This is a genomic window from Microcoleus sp. bin38.metabat.b11b12b14.051 (assembly GCF_013299165.1).
Lineage (GTDB): Bacteria > Cyanobacteriota > Cyanobacteriia > Cyanobacteriales > Microcoleaceae > Microcoleus.
Genome location: NZ_JAAFKD010000018.1, coordinates 43714 through 56302, shown reverse-complemented (window position 1 = coordinate 56302; position 12589 = coordinate 43714). Strand labels below are relative to the sequence as shown.

The window sequence follows — 12589 nt, the reverse complement described above, 5'->3', positions numbered from 1 at the left end:
CAGTATATGGAAACAGGAAACTAAATTATCCTCTAAGTCCTATAAACAGGTGGTGTACGATGGCTGTTCTGCAACTAGAAGACGGTAGGACATATACGGATCTCGGGGCGATCGATCGCCAACTCGCTGTTTTAAATATTGAAGTCGATCGCCTGGGAACAAAAAAAAATCCTCGGGTTCAAGAAATCCTGCTCCAAGATATTCTCAGTGTAACGGAAAAACAGCAGATTCTGGCAGTATTTAAGACCGAGTTTGAATACTTCAAGCGCGCTAGCGGATGTCAGTGGTGCGACTTAAAAGTGCTGCATCCCGGTTCGCCACAGATTTACCCGCTGATGACTCAAAGCGATCGCACTCACACCCACGCAGATGCCGAAGTTCTTCACGTTTTAGCTGGGGAATGTGTGTTTGGGTTTGTGAATCCTAACGGTTCTCAGGTACAATTAATGTTGCAAGCTGAAGAATATATTAAAGTACCGCCTAATACTGAACATTGGTTTTATCTCACTCCTTTGTTGTATTTAAAAGCTGTGCAGTATTACACCACGGCTCAAGGCTGGGTTCCTCAGTATACTAATAGGAAACTGAAAATTAAAAATTAAATCAAATATCAGACGGCGATTGAAATCGCTAGCAACGCGAGCACACAAACGATGTCCGCCTCCGCGGACTAAGAAATCTAGATAAAACTCGGCGATTGAAATCGCTGCTATACAAACAATGTCCGCCTCCGCGGACTAAGAAATTAAGGCAATATTGATTTAATCTTGTCTAATTCTGTGGTTCGGCAATTTCAATTTCTTCGCAGCGCTGTAACAGCGCTTCTATTTCCTGGGCGAGAAGAATTACTTCCGGCCAAGAAGAACCGTTGATTAAATCTTGGGCGTGCGCTAATTTATTTCTCAATGCTTCTGCTGACTTTAAAAAACGCTCCCCGTAACGTTTGGATTTGAGCCCGAGTCGATCGACTATTTCGGCATTCGTCAGGATTAAATCTCGCTTGTCGCAGAATTGCAGGTAATCGATCAAGTCAATTGCCTCATTTCGCGATCGCCCTAATTCCCACAGGTGTTTTGCTGCTAAAATACGATCGCCCTTCAGCCACTTCTGCCACGAATCTTGGGGAAAATAGATCCGCACAATCCGCAATAAATTCATTTCCAGCAGCGTCACCAACCCAAACAGCAGCATCCGCACCGGTGCTTTTTGCAAATCTCCGCAGGTGACAATCCCGTTGATGCGGTTGCTTTCCAAGACAAACAATCTCGGTTTTTCTCGCAGCAGCGGCAGCAATTCCATCAACGGAGTCGAAGCCGCGATTAGCTGTGATGGGTGGAAAATTTGCTGGTAGTCGCTGCATTTACCTGTGATTAAGTGCGCTTTTTCTACATAGCCGCAAACCATGCCGTTTTCTTCGATCCCGAGCACATCAAAATCCCGCGCCTCCATCCACGATCGCAATTTAGCAGCATCTTCGCCCGCCGGGACAGATTTTAGCGGTTCCGCGAGATATTTAACCGTGATGCTGTCTTTGAATAAATCCCGCAAATCGGCGGAACTTGATTTTAAATGTTTCATTTCATGCCGGGTAATTTCCTGAGTCGTGGCGCGACAAGAGGACTTTTAATATTATTTTAACTGCAAGTAGAGACGCGGGATTGCCGTGTCCCTACCGATTTTACAATCTTACTTGCTGGCCAATTCCGGGCAATAATGATTGGCTGCAAGGGTGGTGATAATATCAGCATCGGCGAGAAAACTTTCTTTAGCCGTGGGATTTTCGATAGTACCAGCTTGCCCGATCGCCCTTAATTTAAATTCCGGTAGAGAAACTCCTGCTTTGGCTTGGGCACAGATCCTTTTCGCTGCGGCAATTTTTTGACCGGGGTTACTTTGGATTCCTTGCAGTAAAGCACCTGTTGCGTCTGGAGAGTAGCTTTTTGCTAAGCGTTTGTAGTCTTCGATAAACTTCCCGTCGTCTCCTGTTAGCTTGATTCCTGAGTCTTGGGGCGTGCACAACTCATTTAAAGTAATCACCTCTCCCGCTGAGTTGACTAGAAAGCATCCTTCGCGTTCTTGGGCGATCGCACTTTTTGCCGGGACAAATTGTATAATAACGGCGGACATCACAGCAGTTAAACGCCAGTAATTTAGCATGGCACTATCCTTTATTTGTAATTGTTAATTGATGCTTCACGGGCTCTCCGGCCCGTGCCACCAACCTAATTTAGGTTTGTAGTGAGGACTTTAGTCCGCAAAAAAGCCCGGACTCGCATTCCGAACGATCGAACCTATTTAGGTTTGTAGTGAGGACTTTAGTCCGCAAAAAAGCCCGGACTAAAGTCCTTACTACGAACCTAATTGTCGATATCAAACAAGCATTTCGTTGTTTGTGGAACTTTTGATTAACAGCAAACATCCCCCTTGTGTAACTGGTGAATGTGTGGAACCGGGAACCGATCGAATGTAATCGCCTTGATAGCAAACTTCCCCTTCTACAATTAAGTCTCCTTCTAATACAAACACCTCCTCCGAGTCCGCGTGTCGGTGCATGGGAAAAGTTACTCCCGGTTCCAGTCGCATCAAACAGGTAATTTGGCGCTTTTTTTTGTCAATGTACAGCTTGCCGATCGAGATTCCCGGAACTGAGTAAGGTTTCCATTTGACATTTTGCGATCGCACAATTAGAGATGGCGGATTGTTGTCTGGGGGCGACGCCACAATTGGCTGTGAATTTACAGATTCTGCTGTTGGTGGCAGTTCCGCTATGCGTTGCAACAAGCGGTTTTTGAGGTCGGGGGCGACGGGAACGGCAGGGGCTGTATAGGCGATCGCAGAAATTGCTGTTTCAAAAGCTGCTAATTCACTTTGAAGTTCTGGGGATGCTTGCAATTTCTCGGCAAGTGCACGGCGTTCTGACTCATCGAGGGTATCGAGAGCTTGAAGGGCTGCAAGCAGATTAAAATCCTCGTCTGGCATCATTTCCATCAGTTCTCCGGCACGATCAATTTTAGATTTTAGATTTTAGATTTTAGATTTTCTTGCTGCACTAAAGATGGAAAATAGCAAGATTTTAGATTGATTTTAAACAATTTAAAATTTGTTTTTTTAACAATCTAAAAGTCTTCACTCAAAGCTTGGCGCAATTTAGAAATCCCCAACCGAATTCTGGTTTTGATTGTGCCTGTCGGGATACCGAGTTTAGTGGCGATTGCCGCGCAAGTCAATCCTTCGTAATAAGCTAGTTCGATCGCAATTCGCTGTTCTGCTGGCAGTTTTTCTAGTGCTGCATAGACTTGGGCGCTGCGTTCTTCGAGTATTGCATCTTCCATCGGTTCTGCAAGGCTAGAAGACGGAATTTTAGCATCTTCCAGACAAGCATCTGCCGCGCGGACTGTGCGCTGAAGCACTCGGAGGCGATCGAGGGAACGACTGCGAGTCAGCATGAACAACCACGTATCCGCCCGACTGCGACTAGGATCGTAAGTTGCTGCTTTTTGCCAAATTTGGGAAAAAACATCGAGTACCACTTCTTCAGCTTCTTCTACCGAACCCAAGATTTTGTAAGCGAGACCGTAACTTGCACCACCGTAGCGATCGTACAGTTTAGCTAATGCTGCTTGGTCTTTCTGGGCAATCTGCACTAAGAGCAGCGATTCATCGCCTGACTTTTCCCCTGTCATCTCAGTGTACCTAAAAAAAATTGTTTTGAGTGCACAGATCCAAAATTAAATATTCGGCGTATATCACTATAGAACATAATTGTCAGCTAATTGAGGATGCGATCTTAAGTATGCCTTTGCGGGCTAATTTTGTCATGATTTAAATTACAATTTTCCCGATATATCTTAGATTTCTTGCAAAAATAGTTAGGAACGGGCATCTTGCCCGTTCCACAAATATATCTTTTTCTGTGGGACGGGGATCTTGCCCGTTCCAAAAGTTAATTAAAAAGACTTTTGCAAGAGGTCTCTTGTAGTTTATCACCTGGGTATAGCTGTTCATACCTAATCTTACAGCAGAGATCCAAAATAGCACCTCCTTCGTATACTCATTAGGACTTACAGAAAAATTTCTTTTACACGCAACTCTAACGCGGTAAGGTGCTACATCTGGAAGTTCTGTAAAAATCTCATTGAAATATAGGTGTTAACTGTGAAACTCACCAAGAAAATTCGCCGCATCATACTAGCGATTGAAGCAGCTCTAATTGTTGTATTAACTCCCGGAATAATTGCCGCTTCCGATCACGACGACGGCGAAGTCGATATCAAAGGTCGCACTGTCAATTTAACTGACCTATACGTATATCGCGAAAAAGACCAAAATTCCAGTGCAGCCGACGGGGATTTAGTATTCACCATGAATACAAATCCGCGATCGGTAGCCCGCTATCAATATTATTTCAGCACTACAGCGCTTTACCAATTTCACATCACGCAGGTAGGTGATGTAAATTCTACTCCGACCGGACGCGCTGATATTATCTTGCGTTTTGCTTTCAGTCCGCCTAACAGTAAAGGTATGCAAGCGATGGCGATAACTGTTGTTCGCGGTGGTTCTGAAACAACGACTAAAACTACAGTTAATAGCAGTTTAATTGCCACAACTCCGCTAAATTCTAATGCTGTTTTGAATACAGTACCTGTCGGTGGTTCTAACTTGACTGTATTTGCTGGTTTGCGGGAAGATCCTTTTTTCTTTGATGTGGAACAATTTTTTAGAGTCCGGGCTGGGGCTTTGGGAACGGGGCCGAAAGTAAATTTCAAGGAACCGAGTAAGGCGATCGACTTTGCTAAAGGCTACAACGTCAATAGCATTACGGTGCGGGTTCCGAAGGCATTTCTGCAAGCAGGAACTGGGGCGAATACTTTTGATGTTTGGTCAACTGTTTCTGTCAGGGATGGAGTTGGTGGTTTCAAACAATTCGAGCGTTTGGCGAGACCTGCAATTAATGAGGGTTTGGTAGTGACTCCCGCGTTTATGGAGGCATTTAATACTATTTCTCCGAGATTGGATTTGAGCGCTGCTGCTGCTCCGGTGCGGCAGGAAGCTGTTGCTACTTTGAAGGCTGTCGATCTTTTGGACGGTAGGCAAAATGTCGATCCAAATGCGATCGCCCAAGCTTTCTTACCGGATGTCATGCGGATCGATACCACAAAGCCCAGCGGCTACGGTAGCGCGGCAAATACTCAAGGAAGTTTGATCGGAGGTCGTTTGCTTTTGGACGATGTTATTGATATCACTCTGGGAGCTTTGGTGGGTTCTCCGGTGGGCGATAACGTTTCTTATAACGGAACTCCGGGGAATCCGGCTCAGGGACACAAGCCGTTAGAACCGAATTTTCCTTATCTGGCTTTGCCGAATTAGTCAGTTGACAGTTGACAGAAGAGCCCGCCCGCGGAGTCGAGGGGTTGACAGCTTGCGCTGAGCGACTTGCCCCGAGCGAAGTCGAGGGGAGTCGAAGAGTTGACAGTTGACTGTTATTTGTTATTTGTAGGGTGCGTCGCCATCGAAAATCTATAAAGAAACATCGACAATCTCATAGCGACGCACCTCACAAACTCTCGGCTGTAGTTCGCCATCGGTAGGGTGCGTCGCCATCGAAAATCTATAAAGAAACATCGACAATCTCATAGCGACGCACCTCACAAACTCTCGGCTGTAGAAACAAACTGAACGTTTCATATTAGATGCTTGACACAAACCTATCAAGGTGCGTCATGGGATAAAATCCAAATCTTTCGTACTAGATCCAAAAATGACGCACCCTACAATCTGGACGCAACTAGCACAATTCGTAAGGTGCGTCATCGAATTAAACCGTAGTTTTTCATGATATATCCAAAAATGACGCACCCTACGAGATTATGACTGCAAATAAATCAGAAAAAAACAAATCAGATATTGTTTGGTGGTTGATTCTAATCGGATTGCCGATTGTCGGAATTGCCGTGGTTAATTTGCCTCCGAGCTTGCGTTTGATTGCAGATAAATTTGCTAACCCAAGCCCGAAAAATCTCGATGCTAATTACCGCTATAATTTCTCGGCAACTTTGAGGAGTAATCCGAATCAAAAGGAAGCTATTCAGCAAGAAATAGCTTTTTATCAGCAGCGATTGGCTGTTGATTCAAAAAGCGGTTTGAACCGGGCGGGACTGGCGAGTGCTTATTTAAAAATGGCTCGCGCAACTGGGGAGGGTGGTTGGTTTTTATTAGCAGAACAAGCGGCCGAAAGGTCGATCGCCCTTTTACCTTTTGACAACAAAGGCGCGCTGCTAGTTTTAGCTAGAATTGCCGAGGCTAGACACGATTTTGCTACGGCTTTGCGCTTGGCTAAACAAGTGGGTTTTGATAATGAAGATGCGATCGCCCTTTCCGTCACATCTCACTTAGCTACTGGAAAAGTTAGTGAGGCAAGTATAGCCGCAGAAACTATAGTTAATAGGATTCCCAACTTAGGTTCTCTCACATTAAGAGCTTTAGTGAGAGAGGCGCAGGGCAAAGATGCGGAGGTTTTGCAGGATTACCGGCAAGCAATGGCGGCGGAGGAACCGGGAGAGATTGCTGGATCGGCGCGGGCCCGATCGCTCTTGGGTCGATTTTACGCCCGTCGTGGGCAGTTTGTGCAGGCGAAAGCCCTATTTTTGGAAGCTTTGCGGTTGGTGCCGCGATACCCGCTGGCGCTGATTTATTTGGCGGATTTGGAGACGCGGCAGGGAAATTATCGGGAAGCAGAGGCTAATTACAGCAAGGTTTCTGCCTATTCTGGCGGGGCTGCGACGGTGTTCGATCGCCTGGTGGATCGCGGTATGGCGAGGGTGAAGGAGTTGCAGGGAGATGCGATCGCCTCCGGGAGACTGCGCGACAAAGCAGAAGCTGGGCTGCGACAGGAACAGGTTTCTGGCGGTTTCGGACACCGCAGGGATTTGGCGAGTTTGCTGCTGGAAAAAGGTCGATCGCAGGATGTCGCCGAAGCGCTGCTGTTAATGCAGGAAGAGGTGAAAATTCGCAGGGATGCAGTGACGCTGGATATCTACGCTTGGGCGCTTTCGGGCGCTGGGGAATGGCAAAAAGCCGATCGGGTAATGGCCGAAATTGTGCGATCGGGAATTCGTGATGCAGGTATGTTTTACCGGGCTGGGGCGATCGCCCGGACTTTAGGAAAAGATGCCGAATCTCGCGCTTATTTTCAAAAGTCCAAGGAAATCGATCCTAGTTTTGGCGATCGATCCCGTCAAGCATTGGGTTTAGGAAGTTATGAATTTTGAGCAAAGATTTAGCTGTTATTCCCATTCTGCCGAGTTCGTTAGTTCCCAGCCCGCCAGGGGTTTAAACCCCTGGCTCAAAGCTTAAGTCCTCTGAAAGAGGACTGAAAGAATTTAAATAAAAAGTAGAAAATTTTTCAGTCGGTTTCAACCGACTTTCACTATGAGACAGGGGTTTAAACCCCTGGCGGACTGTCGGAATCACCCAAAAATCCCTGTCATAACAACCAAAACTACCCAGTTATTTCTCAATAAAGTAATAAAAAAAGAGGCAATCATGCAGAAAAAAATAAGCCGAATTTGCCAACATCTCATTCTTTTTTTTCTCACAATTTTACTATTTTTCACAACTTCAACCCAACCAGTTTACTCGCACTGGTCAGACTTATCAGTAGCAGAAATCGCCGTCAGCGACTCGCAAACCGAAGTCACATTAACTTTCCCAACCGGCTTAACCAAATTCGCCGACGACAATCAAGACAGCCAGCTACAGCCTACTGAAATTCGCATCCACAAAATCGAACTAGAAAAGTTTCTCAGCCAACAAATACGCATCACAAACAGCAGCAACATTCAAGGCTCATTAACAGTAGCACCGCTAGAAATAGCAGCTAAAACCGCCAACTTAATCCAGCAGCCTAATACCCACAGCACCTTAATCTTAAACTACACCTGGCCTGCATCTAATGTAAATTCAAAAAACAACAAATTGCGGATTAACTACAATCTCTTTTTGCCCGGAGTTTCCACCGCAAGCTGTCAAGCTACGATTGTACAAGCCGGTGCTGTCAAAAGCGTTGTATTTACGCCACAAAATCGAGACTTTTTGTTAACTGGAAATGAATCAATTTGGGCTTCAGGTTGGAGTTTAGTGCTAGCAGTAGCAGGAGCATTTGCGTGGGGATGCGTGCACGCCATGTCCCCCGGACACGGAAAAACAATAGTTGGCGCGTATTTAGTAGGTTCGCGGGCTACTCCAGTACACGCTTTATTTCTAGCAGCAACAACCACAATAACTCACACTGCGGGCGTGTTTGCAGTCGGCGGAATTACCCTTTTCGCTTCTAACTTAGTCGATCCAGAAAAATTAGATCCGTGGCTAAATTTAATCTCAGGCTTATTAGTAGCCATCATCGGCATCAAATTACTTTCAGAAAGAATCAAAACCAAGTTCGTAGTGAGGACTTCAGTCCGCAGCAGAATCAACTTAAATCACCTCATCGAAAAAACCAGGTTCGTAGTGAGGACTTTAGTCCGCAAAAAACCAAGGACTAAACTCCTTACTGCGAACCTTGAGGAACCAGTAAATCTGTTAAATAGAGGAACTTGGGAAAGAGAATACAAGCCTGTAAAACCCCTTGTATCTCAGCACTACCACCATCACGGAGATGGCCGCCTTCACTCCCATTTGCCACCTGGATCTGACGGTTCTCCAATTACTTGGAAAAGCTTGTTAGTGTTGGGGATTTCCGGCGGTTTGTTGCCTTGTCCTTCTGCTTTGGTGATGCTGTTGAGCGCGTCGGCTTTGGGCAATGTAGGCTTGGGGATGACACTCGTGGTAGCCTTTAGTTTGGGACTGGCTGTGGTGCTGAGCGCGATCGGATTAATCTTAGTTTATGCTAAACAACATTTTAATAAACTACCGAAACATATCGGAGCAGTCAAATTTATGCCTGCAATTAGTGCGGTGTTGGTAATGTTTTTGGGGTTGGGGATTACCGGAGAGGCTATTTTTAAAATATTGGTGGCGAATCAGTAGCAGTGGACAGTTGACAGTTGACAGTTGACAGAAGAGCCCGCCCGCGGAGTCGAGGGGTTGACAGTTGACAGAAGAGCGCGAAAAGCGAAGTCGAAGAGTTGCTTCGTCAAGGAAATCAAACGGTTTCTGCTATGGGCTATAGGCTCTATTCATGAGGTTATTTATGTCCTCACCGCTGTGGCGATTGCTATATAAACGAATTTTTAGGTATTTTTAGCTAATCCTGTTTGTTTGGTGCGTCGCTATGAGATTGTCTCTTGAATCCGAGGAATTTTCATAGCGACGCACCCTACGGTTGTTGTAGCAGGAAGTGCTGGTAACGAGTAGATTTATTCAAGCGGGAAATCCCCACCAATTCAACATCAGCTCGCGCTATGTTTATTAATAATTTCGGCTAAATCTGGGATGCCGTTTTCCACGTAAGTCTTAGCTGAGGGGCGGAGTTTGGCATAGGCGCCTTTAACAACTGCTCTTGTGCTATTTTCGGCTTTTTTGTCACTGATTTGGAGCAATTGATCTGCTACTTGAGTTTTTCTTTCTGTCAGATATGCGACTGGGCTGCCATTGTTTACTGCTTCAGCCCACATTGGATCGAGCGCGATCGAGATTTCGGGCAAAAGTTGATCGACGACTTGGGCGCAATAGTCAGCCCGTATCCCCTTGACAGTAGAGTAGGCCGCTTTCAGAGCCAGCCCGCCCAATCCTGGCGCTGCTGCAACTTGTTTGTCTATCAACTTTACACAGTCATCAACAATAGTGTCTCTCTTGTTTTCATTCAATAGAATATCGCTAAGTCCCATTTTTTTTTCCTTGATTTAACGGTGAATTTGCTGATTAGCTTTGAGTTTCCTCTGGCGATTATATATCAATACGCTTCGGCTCACATAGTCCCGGAAGCAAAAGACTGGGCAAAACAGATAGTGCGATTGCTTTCTGCTTGTGCCGATATTAAAAAATGTTAAACTAACCGCTACCGATTATATATCTATTTCGATAGTTTCCTCAAGGTTAGACATTTTTTTTAATGTTTGAATATTTTTACTGCACAATCTAATGTTGAGATTTGTTGAGTATGTGATGCCAATTAATATCGGAGCTGCTACTGATTATTCACCTAGGGTTCGTAGCAAGCACTTCCGTTCTTATTCGCCGATATTAATCAGGAGTTCAGTCTTGATTACAAAGTCATGAGTTGTGAAGCGTCAAATAAAAAATAGCACAGGTTCAAAAAAATATTAGACAGGCTCTGCCTTGCCTTCGATCGCACTTCCACGTATTATTTGACACGCATGAACTTAGGATTCCAGGCCCGACTTGAAGCCCGCAGGTACTGCAACTAATGGAAGTTTCAGGGTTTCACTCGGACGATCGCTCGATCGCAAAACGAAATTCATCGGTAATTTCGGGGCAGTGCTGACTCCGGCAAATATCTGAACCAATAAGGTTAAGCTCGCTGCTAAGAATAGTTTTTCTAACATGGTACTGTCTCCAATACATATGCCCTAAGGCATAAATTCTCTTACACCTATAAGATACAAAACATCGTCTGCCACAGGTGCGATCGTACCAACAGAGTTAAGTGATAGATATCACGATCGATGAGAGGGTGAGGAGGAGAGGGAGAAGGGGTGAGGGAAAGAAGGGGTGAGGGGGATGAGGGGGAAATATTTGCTCGGACTTGTTGATTGTTCTTTTTTGCTTTTTTCCTGTGACTTGTAGCGTTAAATCCTGTAAATCCGTTACATTTGGTACAAAATCCTGTACCGAAGTTCTTTCCAAATCCGGAATTGTCCTTGAGAAAGAAGCCGTTGAGTGTCTTACAAAGGTAGAATTAGCGCGTAGAAGTTATTTGACACAGCGGAGGTACCGACAAGATGCTTGCATACATTCTGGCGTTGGCGGTCGGTCTGGGCAGCTTCAGTATTTACATGGCTGCCTTCTTTTTTCCAGAAGTTCACCGCAAAAGTGATTTTACCTGGAGCGGGATAGGACTTTTTTATGCGTTAATTTTATGGACTTGCGCGGGGCGAATTACCGGTGCTCTCCTGCTTGGTCAAATGGCGGGCGTGGCTCTGCTGGGCTGGTTTGCTTGGGAAACTTTGACTTTGCGAAGGCTGGTGACGCCACTCGCTCAGCAAACGCCGATTCCTCAGGCGGCGAATTTGGCCGGGGCGGTGGGCGCACCGCTCTCAGGTTTGTTTGGTAATAAGAAACAAGAGCCCGCAGCGAAAAAACCGAAGTTTGTTCGATCGCCCAAACCAAAAGCTGATGCTGTCCCAGCACCTGTGAATCAGGGCGAGGTAAAGCCCGCTTCACCAGCGGCGGCTCCCTCAATCGCAGAAATTATTGCCGAAAGTGCGATCGGCCCTGAGTTGACAACTCTCGACGCCAAAGCACCCGCAATCGCAGAAATACCCGTTTTTCCAGTCGAAATTGCTGCTGTGGAGACTTCCGAACCCCCAGCACCACCACCAGCAGCCAGCTTCACTCCTCTACCTCTACCCCTACCTCTAGAAAAGTTAGAAATTGGCTCCGCAGCAACAGTGGAGCCAGCAGAGGCTCAGCCACAAACTCAAAACGATCCAGAAGACGATGATTTTGACTTGATGTGGAGGGCGAAGGCGAAAGAGTCCCAGCCTGCTGCTACTTCCCCAACTCCAGCGGAGACAGCCCCAGCAGCCCCAGCAGCCCCAGCAGCAAATTCAACTGCTGCTAAAACAGCTAAAAAATCAGGCGGTTTCGGAACTTTGTTCGACAATCTCAAAAATAGTCTCGGCGGTATGTTGGGACGGGGTGCGGCTAAAAACAAGTCTGATGCAACTCCCCAGACAAAGCCAACACCCCCAGCGACTCCCGAGCCGATCGCCCCTGAATCTAAAATAGTGGCAATTCCAGTACCGGATATCGACCTGATTCTCGAATCTGAACTAGCCCAGGCCGCCCGAGAAGCGGCAGCCGAAACCAGCAACACCGCTGTAGAAAGCCGTCAAGGAGTGCCGTTTCCCAGCGATGTTGAAGCAATGGCCGATTTGATGGCGGCCGAAATCGCTAGTAGTTTTGTTAAAAAAGAGGAAACTGCGATTTTAGATGGCTCGATCGCCGATCGCGAGACAGCGCCCTTGGCTGGAGACACAACTGCGCCCGCAGCAGAGGAACCGAAACCAGCAGCAGGGGTAACGGAAACCGAACCAGAAGCTCCCCCAACATCTATAGAAATGACTGTGGTGGAAATTGTTTCAGAACCGCCTGTAGAGATAGAAATACCGGGACAACCTGGGTTGAGCGTGCAGGTAGAAACAATTTCAGTATCAACAATCTCGATCGAATCCACAGATCAAAAACTCTCTCCTGATCGAGAACAGCCCGATTTAGCAGAATCAGCTAAACAGGCCGCTGAATCCAAGTCTGAGAATGTATCAGACGAAGATCGACCGTCATCTTGAGACAAAAAGTAAAAGGTAGAAACCAGAATTTAAAAAATTCTGCCTTCTACCTTCTTCCGTCTTCCTTTTAGGACTTAGGCGCGGGTGGCGAGAAACCTGGTTTTCCCAAAAAGAAATAA

Annotated in this window: 12 protein-coding genes; 5 read left to right on the top strand and 7 right to left on the bottom strand. The window is 46.2% G+C overall.

The genetic code is table 11. The annotated features are described in order from the left end of the window. The first annotated feature begins 59 nt into the window (after window positions 1-59). The gene (locus QZW47_RS19215; protein WP_293129843.1) at window positions 60-602 is read left to right on the top strand and encodes an acireductone dioxygenase; all 543 of its coding nucleotides are present in this window, start codon (window positions 60-62) and stop codon (window positions 600-602) included. Window positions 603-771: 169 nt separating this feature from the next. On the opposite strand, the gene QZW47_RS19210 is transcribed toward QZW47_RS19215, so the two are convergent. The 4 genes from QZW47_RS19210 to QZW47_RS19195 all read right to left on the bottom strand — a co-directional run bounded on the left by QZW47_RS19210 (window position 772) and on the right by QZW47_RS19195 (window position 3683). After that, window positions 772-1578, bottom strand: coding sequence for a hypothetical protein (locus tag QZW47_RS19210; RefSeq protein ID WP_293129840.1), 807 nt, complete (start codon window positions 1576-1578; stop codon window positions 772-774). A 108-nt stretch (window positions 1579-1686) separates the two neighbouring features. Further along, window positions 1687-2157: a DUF732 domain-containing protein gene (locus QZW47_RS19205; RefSeq protein ID WP_293129837.1), complete on the bottom strand. Its 471-nt coding sequence runs from the start codon at window positions 2155-2157 to the stop codon at window positions 1687-1689. 213 nt (window positions 2158-2370) lie between these two features. Continuing rightward, window positions 2371-2982, bottom strand: coding sequence for a cupin domain-containing protein (locus QZW47_RS19200; protein ID WP_293129834.1), 612 nt, complete (start codon window positions 2980-2982; stop codon window positions 2371-2373). A gap of 134 nt (window positions 2983-3116) precedes the next feature. Beyond that, on the bottom strand, window positions 3117-3683 hold the full coding sequence (locus QZW47_RS19195; protein WP_293129830.1) for a sigma-70 family RNA polymerase sigma factor: 567 nt from the start codon (window positions 3681-3683) through the stop codon (window positions 3117-3119). A gap of 472 nt (window positions 3684-4155) precedes the next feature. On the opposite strand from QZW47_RS19195, the gene QZW47_RS19190 reads away from it, so the two are divergent. Next, the gene (locus tag QZW47_RS19190; RefSeq protein WP_293129827.1) at window positions 4156-5370 is read left to right on the top strand and encodes a DUF4331 domain-containing protein; all 1215 of its coding nucleotides are present in this window, start codon (window positions 4156-4158) and stop codon (window positions 5368-5370) included. 150 nt (window positions 5371-5520) lie between these two features. On the opposite strand, the gene QZW47_RS19185 is transcribed toward QZW47_RS19190, so the two are convergent. Further along, window positions 5521-5688 carry a hypothetical protein gene (locus QZW47_RS19185; protein WP_293129824.1) on the bottom strand — a complete coding sequence of 56 codons (168 nt, stop codon included), beginning with the start codon at window positions 5686-5688 and terminating at the stop codon, window positions 5521-5523. Between the two features lie 182 nt (window positions 5689-5870). Between QZW47_RS19185 and QZW47_RS19180 the strand changes: the two genes are divergently transcribed. Next, window positions 5871-7271 (top strand): hypothetical protein, encoded by a 1401-nt coding sequence (locus QZW47_RS19180; protein ID WP_293129821.1) that lies wholly within the window; start codon window positions 5871-5873, stop codon window positions 7269-7271. 274 nt (window positions 7272-7545) lie between these two features. After that, window positions 7546-9027, top strand: coding sequence for a sulfite exporter TauE/SafE family protein (locus QZW47_RS19175; protein WP_293129818.1), 1482 nt, complete (start codon window positions 7546-7548; stop codon window positions 9025-9027). Window positions 9028-9389: 362 nt separating this feature from the next. Here the strand turns inward: QZW47_RS19175 and QZW47_RS19170 are convergent, their stop codons facing one another. Beyond that, window positions 9390-9827 (bottom strand): hypothetical protein, encoded by a 438-nt coding sequence (locus tag QZW47_RS19170; protein WP_293129815.1) that lies wholly within the window; start codon window positions 9825-9827, stop codon window positions 9390-9392. Window positions 9828-10322: 495 nt separating this feature from the next. Further along, window positions 10323-10505: a hypothetical protein gene (locus QZW47_RS19165; RefSeq protein ID WP_293129812.1), complete on the bottom strand. Its 183-nt coding sequence runs from the start codon at window positions 10503-10505 to the stop codon at window positions 10323-10325. A gap of 396 nt (window positions 10506-10901) precedes the next feature. Between QZW47_RS19165 and QZW47_RS19160 the strand changes: the two genes are divergently transcribed. Continuing rightward, on the top strand, window positions 10902-12470 hold the full coding sequence (locus QZW47_RS19160; RefSeq protein ID WP_293129809.1) for a Ycf66 family protein: 1569 nt from the start codon (window positions 10902-10904) through the stop codon (window positions 12468-12470). The last annotated feature ends 119 nt before the right edge of the window (window positions 12471-12589 follow it).